This is a genomic window from Pseudobutyrivibrio sp. (assembly GCF_017471675.1).
Taxonomy (GTDB): domain Bacteria; phylum Bacillota; class Clostridia; order Lachnospirales; family Lachnospiraceae; genus Pseudobutyrivibrio.
Genome location: NZ_JAFUSK010000031.1, coordinates 92,007 through 107,592 on the forward strand (window position 1 = coordinate 92,007; position 15,586 = coordinate 107,592).

Sequence of the window (15,586 nt, forward strand, 5' to 3'; positions counted from 1 at the left end):
AGTTTATTATTTATGGAGGGACGTCATGGCCAATTCATTTGGTATTGATATAGGAACACAGAACCTTAAGGTTTTCAGTGGTTCTAACAATCAGATTACAAATATTAAAAATACAATCGCTATCGTTAACAAGAATCAGATGTATTCTTATGGTGACAGCGCTTATTCTATGTACGAGAAAGCTCCTGAAACAATCAATGTTTCATTCCCAATTGTTTCAGGCGTTATTGCAGATTTTGATAATATGCAGACTCTTTTGTTCCAGGTTTTAGAGAATGACCTTAAGGGCAAAATCAAGGGCAGTGATATTGTTGTTGCTGTTCCAACAGATATTACAGAGGTAGAAAAGAAGGCTTTCGCTGATTTATTTAGTAAATCAAAGAACAAGCCACATTCTATTCGTGTTTGCGAAAAGCCTATTGCATCAGCTATAGGTTTAGGCTTAGATGTTTCTGAACCTACAGGCGTTATGGTTGTAGATTTAGGTGCTGATACTACAGAAATATCTGTTATTTCATTAGGCGGTCTTGTACTTTCTGAGCTTTTACCATTTGGTGGTAATCAGATTGATGAATCTATCGTTACATATCTCAAGCGTAACTTTAATCTTGTTATTGGACAGAAAACTGCTAAGCAGCTTAAAGAAGAAATCGGTTCTGCCATCGAGGGAAGAGGAGAGAAGCTTACAGTTGTTGGAAGAGATGTAGTTAGTGGTCTTCCTATTGAAATGGAAATCGAAAGCGACACTATTTATAATGCAATCAAAGCTGATTTAGAGAACTTCTGTACAAATGTTAAACTTATACTTGAAAAGGTTCCACCTGAGCTTGCAAAGGATATTGTACATTCTGGTATTTACCTTACAGGTGGTACATCTCAGCTTTACCGTTTAACAGATTTATTTTCTGAGGTTACTAACATTAAGGTTAATTCATTTGAAGAACCTCAAGAATCTTGCGTCAGAGGTCTTGGTGCAGTTCTTTCAGACAGTAAATTCAAGGTTTACGGTTACAGTATGAAAAATAGAATTTTTAAATAATTAAGAGGTAATATGAGACAAAGAAAAGCGAGTGGTGGTATTCCAAGTAAATACTTACTCATGATTTTATCTATTGTTTGCATAATGCTGTTATTCTTTAGTTATTCAACAGGCTTTACAGGTGGTCCACTTGAGACAGTTGCCAATCATATATTCATACCTATGCAAAAGGGTATTGATTTTATTGGAAGCAGTATTGCTATTTCTTCTGCGGATACCAAAACAAAAGAAGAGCTTGTTGAAGAGAACGAAGAATTAAGAGCACAGGTTGATGATTTGAATTCTACTATTAGCAGCATGGAGCTTAAGATAAAAGAATTAAATGAGCTTCAAGAGTTGTACAAGCTAGATCAGACATACTACGATTATGAAACAACTGGTGCAAGAATTATAGGTAGAGGAACATCTAACTGGTTTAATACCTTTACCATTGATAAGGGTTCTAAGGACGGAATCCAAAAGAACATGAATGTTATTGCTGATGGCGGTCTTGTTGGTATAGTTTCATCAGTTGGTGATTCTTATGCAGTTGTTAGAGCAATTATCGATGATACTTCTAACGTAAGTGCTACCATTTCATCTACTGAGGACAATTGTATAGTTTCAGGCTCATTAGAGAAGATGACTGATGAGAATCTTATACTATTGTCAAATCTGGATGATGAAGAGGATAAGGTAGCTATTGGTGATGTGATTGTTACATCTAATATTTCTGACAAGTATTTGCCAGGTTTAATGATTGGTTATGTTTCAAGTGTTTCTTTAGATGAAAACGAACTTACCAAATCAGGAACTGTTACACCAGTGGTAGATTTCAAGCATCTTTCAGATGTACTTGTTATTTTACAACAGAAGGAGTCATATAAGAATGAGTGATATTAAGCAATACATCAGAAGAATATTGATTATTGCCCTTGTTATATATGTTTCTTTTCAGTTGCAGGTTAGTATATTTGGGCAAATTCCTTTAGGCGGGGTTACTCCTAATATTCTTATAGCTGTTGTATCTACTTATGGCTTTATGAAGGGCAGAAGATATGGCATTGTCACAGGATTTTTTGCCGGATTACTTCTTGATATTTTTTCTGGTGGAATTTTTGGAATGTACGCCCTTATATATATGTATATAGGTTTCTTAAATGGTTTATTTAGAAAACAGCTTTTTGGAGATGATCTTAGACTTCCAATGATTCTTATCGGTGCAAGCGATTTTATATATGGCTTAGTTACATTTTTATTTTTATTTGCTATCAGATCTCAGTATGATTTTTACTTTTACTTAATGAATATCATTTTACCTGAGGTTGTTTATACAATACTTGTATCCATTTTTGTTTATTACATAATTCTTCATATAAACAATTGGGTAGAAAAATTAGAAAAGAAAGGTTCTGATAGAATTGGAAATTATTAAGGACTTTTTATCAAATTTATTATCGTCGCGAATTCGTGTTGTTTCAGTAGCAATGATTGCATTTGCTACTGTTCTTATATCACGTCTTTTTTATTTACAGATTATCAATGGTAGTGAATACCAGGACAATTATAATCTCAAACTTGAAAAAACAGAAACAATTCCAGCTACAAGAGGTAATATTTACGATAGAAATGGTAATTTACTTGCTTATAACGAACTTGTTTATGCTGTTACCATTCAGGATAATGGTACATATAGCTCTAAAGCAGAGCGTAGCAAATCCTTAAACACAGAAATTGGTCGTATCGTAAAAAAACTGGAACAAAACGGAGATAAAATCGATAACAATTTCGGAATTTTTATAGATTCCTCTGGTCAGTATCAGTTTTTAAGTTCAGGAAATTCCTTACAGCGTTTTAGAGCTGATGTATTTGGCAGAAACAGTATCGATGATTTGGAATACAATGAAAAATTAGGATTTGATGAAGCTACTGCTACAGCAGATCAAATAATAGATTATCTTCAGGGTGAAAAGGTATATAACATCTCTAAGGATTATTCTAAAAAGCTTAGATATGAGATTATGGTTGTCAGATATAATATGGGACAAAACTCATATCAAAAATATATTTCAACTGTAATTGCGTCAGATGTTTCAGATGAATCTGTTGCATTTATTAAAGAGAATATAAACGAGCTTACAGGTGTAGATGTTGAACAAAAATCTCTTCGTCGTTATGTTGATAGCGAATATTTTGCTCATATTATCGGTTATACCGGACAGATTTCTACATCCGAATACAATGAGTTATCTAAAACTGACGAGAATGTCGAAACCACTGATGTAGTTGGTAAATCCGGAATAGAAAAATATATGAATGATTACCTATCTGGTAACAAGGGCTACGAAACTATTTATGTAGATAGTGTAGGTAACACTATTGCAGAGGGTGAGTACAAGGCTTCCGAATCGGGAAATGATGTGTATCTTTCTATTGATATGGATTTGCAAAAGGCTGCTTATATATTACTGGAGCAGGAAATTGCAGGTATTCTATATTCAAAAATAGAGAATATTAAGGAATCAAATATTAATTCATCATCAGATGTAATTGTTCCAATCTATGATGTTTATTATTCCCTAATTAAAAACGGGTTAATAGATATTAATGCTTTTTATGATACCAAAGCTTCTGAGACAGAAAAAACAGTTCTTAGAGCATATCAAGCTAAAGAAAAGGAAGTTTTATCTACTCTAAAGACACAGCTTAGAGTAAATAATGAGGTAGTGTATAAGGATCTTCCAAAAGAATATCAGGCATATTCTACATATATCGTTACTAAGCTAAAGAGCCTTGGAATATTTGATTCTTCTGCCATTGATACATCCTCAGATATTCAAAACAGTTGGACATCTGAAGAGATGGCTGTTAATAAGTATTTAATCTATGCAATTGAGCAAAACTGGATTGATATTACAAAATATGAATCTGAGGCTAAATATGCTGATACAGAAGAGTTGTATAACGATTTAGTTGATTATGTTATAGATTACCTGTCTACTGATAGCGGTTTTGAAAGATTGGTTTACAAATATTTACTATTAGATGATGGAATTACAGGTAGTCAGCTTTGTATGATTCTATATGACCAGGGAGTGCTTTCTAAAGATGATGAAGATTACACAGCGCTTTCATCAGGACAGATAACAGCCTTTGATTTCATGAAAAAGAAGATTAAATCTCTTGAAATCACACCAGGTCAAATAGCTTTGGATCCATGCTCAGGTTCAACAGTAATGCTTGATACCAAAACTGGAGAAATCCTTGCTATGGTTACTTATCCAGGCTACGATAATAATAAGCTTGCTAATTCAGTAGATTCTGATTACTATGCTTATCTTACAAACAATGCTGCTAATCCTTTGTATAACTATGCTACACAGCAGAGAACAGCCCCTGGTTCTACATTTAAGATTGTCAGCTCTACTGCAGGTCTTGCAGAGGGAGTTATAACCACATCCTCTGAAATTAACGACTTAGGTCAATTTACAAAGGTTTCCAACAATCCTAAATGTTGGATTTATCCAAGCAACCACGGTAGTATTAATGTATCTGAGGCTATCAGGGATTCTTGTAACTACTTCTTCTATGAAGTTGGTTGGAGACTTGCTGGTGGTGATGGTGCCTATGATGATGTTACTGGTATTAAAAAGATTACAGAATATGCATCTTTGTTTGGCTTGGATGAAACTACTGGTGTTGAAATAGAAGAAAATTCACCACATATTGCTACAGAGTACCCTGTCATGGCGGCCATCGGTCAGTCAGATAACAACTTTACTACAGTAGGACTTGCAAGATATGCAACTGCTATAGCAAGTAGAGGAACAGTGTACAATCTAACACTTCTCGATAGTGTTAGAGATTCAGATGGCAATGTAATAGAAGATTACAAGCCATCGGTGCGCAACCAGGTAGATGTATTAAATGGTGCCGAGTGGGATGCTGTTCATTATGGTATGAGAATGGTGTGCGAATCATTATCTTCATTTAATGGATTTTCTGTAGAAGTTGCAGGTAAAACCGGTACTGCTCAGCAGGTGTCAAATAGACCTAACCACGCTTTGTTTATTGGATTTGCTCCATATAATAATCCTGAGGTTTCCATCGCAACACGTATTGCCTATGGTTATACTTCTCACAATGCTGCAGAAGTATCGAAGGATATTTTGGCATATTATTTTGGTGTTACAGAAACTGAAGATATATTAGATGGTGAAGCAAATATTGTTTCAAATTCAGGAAATGAATTTACTGATTAAAATAATTGGAGATTAATTATGAGTAATGATGCTGTTGTTTTAAAAAGTAACAAATACGGATTAACTCTGCAGTTAGATGGAACAATTCCCTTCGAGGAGCTTGTTAGAAAGGTTTGCGAGAAATTTGCTGCATCTAGTGATTTTTTCGGTGAGACATCAATGATTCTTGAAACCATAGGAAGAGAGCTTTCAGCAGAAGAGGGACTTGTTTTAATTCAAGCAATAGAGCTTAATTCAAAGATTAAGGTTATTCTTCTTAATGAAAATAACGAGCTAAAAGACACAAGGATGCTTGGACAAATAGACAGGTTTTATAAAGATGATATTTTTGAAAATGCAAAAATAATAAGAGGTAGTGTTATCAAAAATGACATTATAGAATCTGATTCAAGTCTTGTTATCCTAGGTGATGTAAAATCAAAAGCCACTGTTAAGGCCAAAGGCAATATAATTGTTTTTGGTGCCTTAGAGGGCACGGCTCATGCCGGATATCCTGACAATTCAGGATGTTATATAGTAGCTGGTGAACTTAATCCTAAATTTATTCAGATTGGTACAGTCACAGGAGATATTAAGGTTCAAGAAAAATGGTCTCTTAGAGTTCGCCGTAAAGAGAGCGAGCCAATGGGAATCACTGTATGGAATAGAGAATTGCTTGCTGAACCATTATCTAGCGGGCTTCTAAAAAGGATAAAATAATGTTTCATAATTATAAATTTAAAAATTTAGATATAAGATTAATAATTGCAGTTATAGCCCTTACAATAATCGGTATTTTTGTAATCGGTAGTGCCAATGAAGCCAATCAGCAAAAGCAGATTCTAGGAATGATTCTTGGAATTTTAGTAATGACGGGTATGGCTTTGATTGATTATGACTTTTTATTGCATTTTCATTGGTTTTTCTACGCTATTGTAATAGGACTTTTGTTATCAGTTCTGTTATTTGGTGAAAAAACTGGTGGTGCAACCAGATGGATTGATGTTGGTATTAGATTTCAGCCATCGGAATTGGCTAAAATTTTGCTTATCTTGTTTTTTGCATGGTTTTTAATGATGTATGAGGAAGATGTAAATAAGCCTAAAATACTGGCATTTATCATAGGCCTATCAGCATTTCCATTATTTTTAATAGAAAAAGAACCAGATTTATCCACTACAATTGTCACAATGATGATAATTTGTGTTATGATATTTGTAACAGGAGTTAGTTATAAATTAGTTGGTGCAGTTTTAGGTGTATCTATTCCGTCTATAATTATTCTGCTATTTCTTATCAGCAGAGAAGGACAGACTATACTTGATGAATATCAGGGTTTACGTATTCTGGCATGGCTTAATCCTGAAAAGTATCCGTCTTCTTCATATCAGCAACAGAATTCTATAATGGCCATAGGTTCTGGCCAATTACTAGGCAAGGGTCTTGGTAATGAAGCATTTGATTCTGTTAAAAACGGAAATTACATTTCTGAACCTCATACTGATTTTATCTTTGCTGTTGCGGGAGAAGAGTTAGGTTTTATAGGTACAGTAGTAATTATTGCACTTATTTTCTTTATTACACTGGAAATTTTGCTTATTGCAAAGCGGGCAAAGGACATTTCTGGTAAACTAATTTGTGTAGGAATGGCTACATTAATAGGCTTCCAAAGTTTTGTTAATATTTGTGTTGTTACAGGGCTTATGCCAAATACAGGATTGCCACTTCCATTTGTAAGTTATGGCTTAACATCACTTGTTACTGTATATTTTGGTATTGGAATAGTTTTAAATGTTGGTCTTCAATCAAAAAATAATAACGGGAGGCTTTTTTAAATGAATATTGGATTAGTTGCACATGACTCAAAGAAGAAGCTTATGCAGAATTTCTGTATAGCTTACAGAGGTATCCTTAGTAAAAATGAGATTTTTGCCACTGGAACCACAGGACGTTTAGTTGAAGAGGTTACTAATCTTAGCGTACATAAATATTTGGCTGGTCACCTTGGTGGAACTCAGCAGTTAGGTGCTCAGATTGAGCAGAATGAGATTGATCTTGTAATCTTTTTACGTGATCCTCTTACTGTTAAATCACATGAGCCTGATGTAAATAACATTGTTAGAATCTGTGATGCTAATAATATTCCACTTGCAACCAACCTTGCAACTGCTGAATTACTTATTAAATCACTTGATAGAGGAGATCTTGAGTGGCGTGAAATGTATAAATAAGATAACCTCAGTTCTTCTTGCCTTAGTTTTATGTTTTTCTTTTGTAGGGTGTAAATCTAAGACTGAATCTGTTGCAACATATAATATGTATGATTCATCTTCGGTTTATGGCATTACACATAATGGTTCATCCTCTGATGTAGAAATGTTTGCTAAGGATTTATGTGTGGTAGGAACAGATGATTTGGGTACCTCAGCGGTACATTCCCAGGTTGCTGGTGCTGCTGGAGCCTTTAATCTTAATGATAAATCTGTTGTGTATGCCCAGAGCATACATGAAAGAATGTATCCAGCATCTACTACCAAGATTATGACTGCATATATAGCATGTTTATATGGTGATTTGGATGAATTCTATACTGTTAGTGCCAATGCAGTTAAGCAGGATAGCGATTCTTCTGTAATTAATCTTAAAGAAGGGGATGTTATTTCCTTAAGAGATTTATTATATGGACTTATGCTTCGTTCTGGAAATGACGCAGCTATTGCTATAGCAGAAGGCATGTACGGTGATGTTGAGACATTTGTTGCTAAGATGAATGAAACAGCTAAATCACTAGGTGCTACAAATACAAACTTTGTTACACCTAACGGGCTCCATGATGAGAATCATTATACTACTGTATATGATATGTATCTTATTTTAAATGCAGCAATGCAAAATGAGACTTTCTATACAATCTTTACAGCAAGTAATTATACCGCTTCTTATACTAGCGGAGGTTCTAATAAGACTGCAGAATGGAGTACTACTAATCAGTATACAACAGGTAAGATTACTACACCTAGCGGCTTTACAATTATAGGTGGAAAGACTGGTACAACTGGCGCAGCGGGGTATTGCCTGGTACTTCTTTCCGAAAACGAAGAGCATGATAAAATAATATCTATTGTTTTTAATGCTGATTGTCGTTCCAATCTATATCTACTAATGAACGAAATATTGAGCAATTATTGTTTATAATTAACTATTTAGGTTTCTATAGTGTTATGCTATGATAATTATAATAAATAATTTAAGGGAGGTATTTGGACATGGTGGAAATTATTTCAGGCGAAAAGGGCAAAGGCAAAACAAAGTACTTACTTGACAAAGTTAATAATGACATCAAAAATGTTGATGGTTCAGTTGTGTACATCGACAAAAACACAAAGCACATGTATGAGCTGGATTCAAAGATTCGTTTGATTAACATGGGGGATTATCCAATCGAGTCTTCTGGCGAGTTCTTAGGTTTTCTAAGTGGTGTTTTATCACAAAATTCTGATATTCAAGAAGTGTTCCTTGATAGCTTTTTAACGGTTTCGAACATAAAAGATAACGACAGCTTGTCCGTAGCCTTAGATAAGCTTGATGAAATTTGCAGCATGTTTAGTGTTAAATTCGTATTATCTGTTAGTAAGAATGAGCACGATTTACCAGAAAATGCGAAAGATAAGATTATCGTATCTTTATAATAAATAAAACTTAGGGCACGATAACGTGCCCTTAAATTATGTATATGAGAAATAATAAAAATGACAAAATAATTAAATATCCCAAGCAATACCATTTTTCAATTGGATTTATCGTTATTGGTGTTATGTTTATATATATGTTATATCATCTATTTACATACATAACTGCTGATAACATTACTATATATGAGGTTTCTCAGGGTTCTATATCAAATAATTTAGAATATAATGCTTTAGCAATCAGAAAAGAACAGGTAGTTACAGCAGATAATAATGGTGATGTTTTATATTTAGCCGAAAACTTTGGAAAGGTTGGGGCTAAGACCCAAGTATATGCTCTTGATACTACAGGTGAGATTCTTTCATCTATAGAAGCCAGTACTGCTAAATCTGAAATTCAATTAGATGAGGATGCTTACGCTAAAATTCAAAACATTGTAAACACTTACCTTGTGGATTACAATCCAATAGAGTTTAACAAGACATATTCATTTAAGAACGAACTACAATCTCAGGTTGAACAGCTCTATACAGTTTCTGCTATGGCATCAATGGGAGATTCTTTGGAAGCAGCCATATCTTCAGGTTCATTTAATATATACAATAGTCCTGTTCCTGGTCTTGTGGTATATTCTGTTGATGGTTTAGAAGACATTACTGTCGATTCCTTTGTTTCTGATAGTTTTGATATATCTAATTATTCTGCAGTAAACCTAAAGGCGCAGGAATCTGTAGTAGCTGGACAGGCTGTGTATAAGGTTATTACCTCGGATCACTGGAATCTTATTTTAGAGGTTGATAAAAATCTTTATGATTCACTTCAAGGGGAAAGTTATTTAAAAATTAAGTTTCTAGAGGATGAAGTAGAAACCTGGACTAATTTAGATTTTACAGAAAAGGCTGGTAAGTATTATTTAATATTATCACTGGATGATTCAATGGACAGATATGCAGATTCAAGATTTGTCCATGTAAAAATAGTTAATAACAATATATCTGGTCTTAAGATCCCAAATTCATCTATTGTAGAGAAGGAATTTTATACTATTCCTAAGGATTATATGGTTCAGGGAAATAATGATGATTCCGCAGGCTTTTTGCTTAAATCAGATGCTGGTGGTGTTATTGTTAATCCTACAGTATATTATGAAACTGATGATTTTTACTATGTAGATAGCGAAGTTCTAAAAAGGGGAGATAGGCTTGTTAAGCCTAATTCTAAAGAGGAATACGTTGTAGGCGCAGATATAGATAAATTAAAAGGTGTATATAACGTAAATAAGGGATATGCTGTATTTAAACAGATAGAAATACTTTACCAAAATGATGATTATTCCATCATTAAAACTGGAACGAGCTATGGTATATCAATGTATGACCATATAGTATTACAGGGGAATGAAGTAGAAGAGAACACAATCATTAACTAAAGGAGTTTGTTATGCGACAGGAAGAATTAAGAAATAATCTTGAAGATGTGGAAAGAAGAGTGGCAGAAGCTTGTAAAAGAGCTGGCCGTGATAGAAGTGAGGTTACTCTTATTGCAGTTAGTAAAACAAAGCCTGTAGAAGATTTGCAGGTTATATATGATGCAGGAATCAGGGAATTTGGTGAAAACAAGGTTCAAGAGCTTACTGGTAAAATTCCTGAAATGCCAGCTGATATTAATTGGCATCTTATCGGCCATTTACAGCGTAATAAGGTAAAATATATCGTAGATAAAGTAAAGCTTATTCATTCAGTAGATAGCTATAGATTGGCTGAAGAGATTAATATCCAGGCAAAGAAGCATGGAGTAATTGTGCCAATCCTTATAGAAGTTAATGTAGCTAACGAGGCATCAAAATTTGGTGTTAAGTACGAAGAGGCTAAACAACTATGCGAAGAAATTTCTAATCTTGACGCTGTTCACATTGAAGGTCTTATGACAATAGCACCAAATGTTGTGGTTCCGGAAGAAAATAGAGCGAATTTTCACAAAATAAAGGATTTAGCTGTTGACATAGCAAATGAAAACATTGATAATGTAGATATGAGAATTATATCTATGGGAATGACTAATGATTTTGAAGTTGCCATAGAAGAAGGTGCTACCCATGTTAGAGTAGGTACTGCCATTTTTGGAGCAAGAAACTATAATATATAGTGAAGGAGTAATATTATGTTTGAAAGAATGTTAGACGCTATGCATCTTAGCGATGACTATGACGATTATGACGACGATGAATTATATGATGAAGAAGATAAATCCTTCTTTAACAAGTTCTCTAAGAATGATGAGGATAGGCGCCCCGCTTTAAATAAGCCAGCTGAGAAGGAACAACGAGCTGTTAGACCAGCGCCAAAGATTACACCAATGAGAAATAAATCGAAAGGAACTGTTATGGAAGTTTGTGTTATTAAGCCATCTTCATTTGAGGATGCAAGAGAGATTTCCGAAACATTATTAGCAGAAAGAACTGTTCTACTTAATATGAAAGGTTTAGATTTAGGAGTTGCTCAGCGTATCATAGATTTTACATGTGGTACATGCTATGCAATAGATGGAAATCTTCAGCGCATCGAGGATTATATCTTTATTATAACACCTGCAGGAGTTGAGTTATCTGGTGATTTGGCAGGAATCGTAGATGCCTTTGACTTCACAGGAATTCAAACAGGCTTTTAAGTGAATTGTTTTGCACCAGACATTAGTCTGGTGCTTTTTGTTTATATGGGAGATAATGCATGAAAGACTTGAATATTAATTACGAAGGTAAGCCTTGCTACAAGATTTGTTTTAGACCTGATTTTAATGATTTACTTAGTGTATTTAATACTGAAGTGAATCGTAAATACGATAATATTTGTATTGTTTCTGATTCTAATGTTGCAAAGCTGTATTTAGCTGAAGTTACATCTATCTTTGAAAAAACAGGAAGTAAGATCTCTTCTTTTTGTTTTGAAGCTGGTGAAGCATCTAAGAATCTTGACACTGTTAATCAACTTTACGAGCATTTAATTCTTGAACGCTACACCAGAAACTCACTGCTTGTTGCACTAGGTGGCGGCGTTGTTGGCGATCTCACAGGCTTTGCTGCAGCTACATTTCTTCGGGGCATTGATTTTATCCAAATACCAACCACACTATTATCCCAGGTAGATAGTTCTGTAGGTGGTAAAACAGGTGTAGATTTTAAAGGCTACAAGAATATGGTTGGCGCTTTTTATATGCCACGTCTCGTATACATGAATCTAGGCACATTAAATAGCCTTGATAACTACAATTTTGCTTGTGGCATGGGTGAGGTAATTAAAAGCGCTCTTATTGCTGATGACAAGTTCTATCAGTGGATTAAGGACAATAAGGATGCTGTTAACGGCAAGGATTATGATGCACTTGCACACACAGTCAGTGAATGCTGCAAAATAAAAGGCCATGTGGTAGAAATCGACCCTAAGGAAAAGGGAATTCGTGCTTATCTTAATTTCGGTCATACATTAGGTCATGCCATTGAAAAGCTTAGTGATTTTAAACTTGGCCACGGTCAATGTGTATCGCTTGGTATGGTATGCGCACTGCATTTATCTAATAAACTTGGTTTTATAAATGAATCAGAAATTTTAGATGTAATTAATGTATTAAAAGAGTATAATTTACCTGTTTCTGTTAGCGGATTAAAGAATAATGATATTTTATCTGCTTCAAAATCAGATAAAAAGATGACAGATTCGAAAATAAAGTTTATTATATTAAAAAATATAGGCGAGGCAGATTCATATCTGGAATTTTCTGATGAGGATTTGTTATTTGCCATTGATAAGGTGTTGGAATAATGTTTTACAAGAAAAAAGGAATTACATCATTTATTTTTGCATTAGCATTCGTTTTAGTTTTAATTTTATTTGATCAGTTTACAAAGGATTTAGCAGTTTCATTTTTAATGAATAAAGATGACTTTATACTGATTCCAGGTGTTTTGCAATTTCACTATTTAGAGAATACTGGGGCTGCTTTTTCATTGTTAGAGGGACAGCAGGTACTATTTGCAATTACAACTCCAATTCTTCTGTTATTTATCATTTATTTGCTATTTAGAATGCCACGTGTGAAGAAATACACTGCACTTAACTATGTATTATTATTTTTAATAGCTGGTGCCATTGGCAATTATATCGATAGGATTATCAATCATTATGTAGTCGATTTTATTTATTTTTCACTTATTGATTTTCCTGTATTTAATGTAGCTGATTGCTATGTTACTGTAAGTGTAATTATTTTATTCTTCCTTGTTTTATTTTATTATAAGGATGAAGATTTCGAAGAAATTAAGCAAAATCTAAGGATTAAGAGATAATGGATGAATTTAATCTTTCAATTGAAGATGCTGCTGATTCAGGTATTCGTATCGATAAATATTTAGCATCAGCATTACCAGAAAAATCTAGAAGCTACTATCAAAAAGCAATTGATAGTGGCTTTGTTTTAGTTAATGGAAAACAGATTAAATCAAAATATCAAACAAAGCTTGGTGATGAAATTGTTGTAAGCATTGAGCCTGTTAAAGAAATCGATATTGAACCTGAAGATATTCCTATTGATATTCTTTATGAAGATGAAGATGTAATCGTGGTTAATAAACCAAAGGGGATGGTTGTACATCCTGCACCAGGACATTATTCTGGTACTCTTGTAAATGCACTGATGTATCACTGTAAAGACTCTCTTTCAGGCATTAATGGTGAAATACGTCCCGGTATCGTCCATCGAATTGATATGAATACCACAGGTTCTCTTCTTGTCTGTAAAAACGACAAGGCACACAATGATATTGCAGCTCAGATAAAGGTTCATTCTGTTAATAGAATTTACAAGGGAATCGTTGTTGGAAATTTCAAAGAAGAAGAAGGCACAATAAACGCTCCTATTGGTCGAAATCCCAAGGATAGGAAGAAGATGGCTGTAGTAAATGATGGAAGAGAGGCAATCACTCATTTTACCGTTTTAGAGCAATTTAAAGGGTATTCTTATGTTCAGTTTAAACTTGAAACTGGTAGAACCCATCAAATTCGTGTGCACATGGCTCATATTGGACATCCTCTTTTAGGAGATGATGTTTATGGTAAGCCTGTAAAGGGGCTAGAAGGTCAAACTCTTCATGCTCAAACTTTAGGCTTTATTCAGCCAACTACAGGTTTGTATGTGGAGGTTAATGCTCCTTTACCTGAATATTTTGAAAATCTGCTTATCAAATATCGTAGGGCATTATAAAAAAGATTGCATTTAGCAATCCTTTTTATCTATTTATTATCTTTACGGTGAAAATCTACTGCATTACGAGCCTGAAGCTTGTGCTCGTCTTCAATGGCAGCATAGTAGTCGATAGTAGTATTAATATTTTCGTGGCCTAGTACATCTGCTACCAGACGGATATCCCCAGTTTCGCGATAAAGGGCAGTACCATAGGTACTTCTAAGCTTGTGGGGAGTGATTTTCTTATTAGGGACAACAATTTTAGCATATTTCTTAACAAGATTTTCAATAGCATCAACACTAATTCGGTGTCCTTGAAGAGAGTAGAAGAGAGCCTTTTCATGGCCTTCTATAGGCTTAATATATTCACGTTCTCCATTAATATAATTCTGTAAAACCTCAGCAACCTCGTCATTAAAGTAGATAATATCCTGTCCGCCACCCTTTCGAACGATTGTTAAAGAATTAACATTAAAATCAACATCATTTAAGTCTAGACCATTGCATTCGCTGACACGAATACCTGTATTAAGCATCAATGTAAGTATAGCTAGGTCACGACCGCGGGTCTTTTGATTATATTTACGTTGACGTTCAGATGCGAAGGCATTTCCGTCATCAATTGCCTTTAATATGGCCTGAACCTCGTAATTATTCATACGTACGATATTTTTATCTTTTTTAAGCTTTGGCAAAGCAACTAACTGTGTTGGATCCTTTGAAATGTATTCCCTTGTAAGCAGATATTTGTACATACTTCTAAGTGGAGACATTTTTCGAGCAATTGCTTTTTTGCCATTTTCATGTTGCTCACCAATTACATTTAATTCCAAATATCTTTGGTATTCCTCAATATCATCTGGTGTTATTTTATCTAAGAGCCCGTAATCAATTTTTTGAATGTCTAAACCTGTAATTGTAGGGTTAGAGGCTATTAAAAATCGAAAGAAGGTTAACAGATCATAGCTATATGAAATCAAAGTACTTGTTTGAGTTGTTTGTTCCTTAGAGTGAATAAAATCTACAGCTGGTTTAGGCAACTGAGATATAAGCTCACGTAACTTGATTTTTTGCATTTTAGCTTTTTCTTTATAGAATTCAGAGTCTTTACCCATAAAAGTTCTCCCTTAAACGAATAGTGTAATTTATCATATATATAAGAATACCACACTTTAAGGCTTTTTCATATACTATCTATCGGAAAAACAGATATTTATCCGATAGATTGATTTATCAAAATACTGCTCTCTTTGTCCCACTTTGACGAGTAATTTTTAGTAACTTTTCTTTTCTTATAGATAGTAAACCATTTACTATCCAGAGGATATTTTGCGCTGTAAATAGTAATTTTATTCGCTTTGACTACTACCTGTGGAACAATTTAACTCCTCAGATAGTAACA

The 15,586-nt window shown here is 34.1% G+C and carries 16 protein-coding genes; 15 read left to right on the forward strand and 1 reads right to left on the reverse strand.

What is annotated here, in order from left to right; translation table 11 throughout:
- Positions 1–25 precede the first annotated feature (25 nt).
- The 15 genes from mreB to IJ535_RS05865 all read left to right on the forward strand — a co-directional run bounded on the left by mreB (position 26) and on the right by IJ535_RS05865 (position 14,202).
- Complete coding sequence (mreB, locus tag IJ535_RS05795) at positions 26–1,039, forward strand: rod shape-determining protein (RefSeq protein ID WP_294300025.1); 1,014 nt, start codon at positions 26–28, stop codon at positions 1,037–1,039.
- 12 nt (positions 1,040–1,051) lie between these two features.
- Entirely contained in the window at positions 1,052–1,915 is an 864-nt protein-coding gene (gene mreC / locus IJ535_RS05800) for a rod shape-determining protein MreC (protein WP_294300027.1), read from the forward strand.
- Positions 1,908–2,453, forward strand: coding sequence for a rod shape-determining protein MreD (gene mreD / locus IJ535_RS05805; protein ID WP_294300030.1), 546 nt, complete (start codon positions 1,908–1,910; stop codon positions 2,451–2,453). Before mreC ends, mreD begins: the two co-directional genes overlap by 8 nt.
- Positions 2,440–5,280: a penicillin-binding transpeptidase domain-containing protein gene (locus IJ535_RS05810; protein WP_294300032.1), complete on the forward strand. Its 2,841-nt coding sequence runs from the start codon at positions 2,440–2,442 to the stop codon at positions 5,278–5,280. Before mreD ends, IJ535_RS05810 begins: the two co-directional genes overlap by 14 nt.
- 18 nt (positions 5,281–5,298) lie before the next feature.
- Complete coding sequence (locus IJ535_RS05815) at positions 5,299–5,979, forward strand: septum site-determining protein MinC (RefSeq protein WP_294300034.1); 681 nt, start codon at positions 5,299–5,301, stop codon at positions 5,977–5,979.
- Positions 5,979–7,094 (forward strand): FtsW/RodA/SpoVE family cell cycle protein, encoded by a 1,116-nt coding sequence (locus tag IJ535_RS05820; protein WP_294300035.1) that lies wholly within the window; start codon positions 5,979–5,981, stop codon positions 7,092–7,094. Before IJ535_RS05815 ends, IJ535_RS05820 begins: the two co-directional genes overlap by 1 nt.
- A complete protein-coding gene (locus tag IJ535_RS05825) occupies positions 7,095–7,490 on the forward strand; it encodes a methylglyoxal synthase (protein ID WP_028236218.1) in 396 nt (131 codons plus the stop codon).
- Positions 7,474–8,454, forward strand: a complete 981-nt coding sequence (locus tag IJ535_RS05830) for a D-alanyl-D-alanine carboxypeptidase family protein (protein WP_294300037.1) — start codon at positions 7,474–7,476, stop codon at positions 8,452–8,454. Before IJ535_RS05825 ends, IJ535_RS05830 begins: the two co-directional genes overlap by 17 nt.
- Before the next feature lie 71 nt (positions 8,455–8,525).
- Positions 8,526–8,948: a twitching motility protein PilT gene (locus tag IJ535_RS05835; protein WP_294300039.1), complete on the forward strand. Its 423-nt coding sequence runs from the start codon at positions 8,526–8,528 to the stop codon at positions 8,946–8,948.
- Positions 8,949–8,992: 44 nt separating this feature from the next.
- A complete protein-coding gene (locus tag IJ535_RS05840; protein WP_294300041.1) occupies positions 8,993–10,378 on the forward strand; it encodes an HlyD family efflux transporter periplasmic adaptor subunit in 1,386 nt (461 codons plus the stop codon).
- Between the two features lie 11 nt (positions 10,379–10,389).
- A complete protein-coding gene (locus tag IJ535_RS05845; protein WP_294300044.1) occupies positions 10,390–11,094 on the forward strand; it encodes a YggS family pyridoxal phosphate-dependent enzyme in 705 nt (234 codons plus the stop codon).
- 15 nt (positions 11,095–11,109) lie between these two features.
- Positions 11,110–11,616: a cell division protein SepF gene (locus IJ535_RS05850; RefSeq protein ID WP_294300046.1), complete on the forward strand. Its 507-nt coding sequence runs from the start codon at positions 11,110–11,112 to the stop codon at positions 11,614–11,616.
- Positions 11,617–11,675: 59 nt separating this feature from the next.
- Complete coding sequence (aroB, locus tag IJ535_RS05855) at positions 11,676–12,764, forward strand: 3-dehydroquinate synthase (RefSeq protein ID WP_294300048.1); 1,089 nt, start codon at positions 11,676–11,678, stop codon at positions 12,762–12,764.
- Entirely contained in the window at positions 12,764–13,288 is a 525-nt protein-coding gene (gene lspA / locus IJ535_RS05860) for a signal peptidase II (RefSeq protein WP_294300054.1), read from the forward strand. Before aroB ends, lspA begins: the two co-directional genes overlap by 1 nt.
- Positions 13,288–14,202 (forward strand): RluA family pseudouridine synthase, encoded by a 915-nt coding sequence (locus IJ535_RS05865; protein ID WP_294300056.1) that lies wholly within the window; start codon positions 13,288–13,290, stop codon positions 14,200–14,202. Before lspA ends, IJ535_RS05865 begins: the two co-directional genes overlap by 1 nt.
- Positions 14,203–14,231: 29 nt before the next feature.
- Here IJ535_RS05865 and IJ535_RS05870 read toward each other — a convergent pair whose 3' ends face one another.
- On the reverse strand, positions 14,232–15,299 hold the full coding sequence (locus IJ535_RS05870; RefSeq protein ID WP_294300058.1) for a tyrosine-type recombinase/integrase: 1,068 nt from the start codon (positions 15,297–15,299) through the stop codon (positions 14,232–14,234).
- Positions 15,300–15,586: the final 287 nt, after the last annotated feature.

What these genes read in the sequence shown, in the direction of transcription:
- mreB (WP_294300025.1), top strand. Translation starts at nt 26, where the DNA reads ATGGCCAATTCATTTGGTATTGATATAGGAACACAGAACCTTAAGGTT.
- mreC (WP_294300027.1), top strand. Translation starts at nt 1,052, where the DNA reads ATGAGACAAAGAAAAGCGAGTGGTGGTATTCCAAGTAAATACTTACTC.
- mreD (WP_294300030.1), top strand. Translation starts at nt 1,908, where the DNA reads ATGAGTGATATTAAGCAATACATCAGAAGAATATTGATTATTGCCCTT.
- IJ535_RS05815 (WP_294300034.1), top strand. Translation starts at nt 5,299, where the DNA reads ATGAGTAATGATGCTGTTGTTTTAAAAAGTAACAAATACGGATTAACT.
- IJ535_RS05820 (WP_294300035.1), top strand. Translation starts at nt 5,979, where the DNA reads ATGTTTCATAATTATAAATTTAAAAATTTAGATATAAGATTAATAATT.
- IJ535_RS05825 (WP_028236218.1), top strand. Translation starts at nt 7,095, where the DNA reads ATGAATATTGGATTAGTTGCACATGACTCAAAGAAGAAGCTTATGCAG.
- IJ535_RS05835 (WP_294300039.1), top strand. Translation starts at nt 8,526, where the DNA reads ATGGTGGAAATTATTTCAGGCGAAAAGGGCAAAGGCAAAACAAAGTAC.
- IJ535_RS05840 (WP_294300041.1), top strand. Translation starts at nt 8,993, where the DNA reads ATGAGAAATAATAAAAATGACAAAATAATTAAATATCCCAAGCAATAC.
- IJ535_RS05845 (WP_294300044.1), top strand. Translation starts at nt 10,390, where the DNA reads ATGCGACAGGAAGAATTAAGAAATAATCTTGAAGATGTGGAAAGAAGA.
- IJ535_RS05850 (WP_294300046.1), top strand. Translation starts at nt 11,110, where the DNA reads ATGTTTGAAAGAATGTTAGACGCTATGCATCTTAGCGATGACTATGAC.
- aroB (WP_294300048.1), top strand. Translation starts at nt 11,676, where the DNA reads ATGAAAGACTTGAATATTAATTACGAAGGTAAGCCTTGCTACAAGATT.
- lspA (WP_294300054.1), top strand. Translation starts at nt 12,764, where the DNA reads ATGTTTTACAAGAAAAAAGGAATTACATCATTTATTTTTGCATTAGCA.
- IJ535_RS05865 (WP_294300056.1), top strand. Translation starts at nt 13,288, where the DNA reads ATGGATGAATTTAATCTTTCAATTGAAGATGCTGCTGATTCAGGTATT.
- IJ535_RS05870 (WP_294300058.1), bottom strand. Translation starts at nt 15,299, where the DNA reads ATGGGTAAAGACTCTGAATTCTATAAAGAAAAAGCTAAAATGCAAAAA.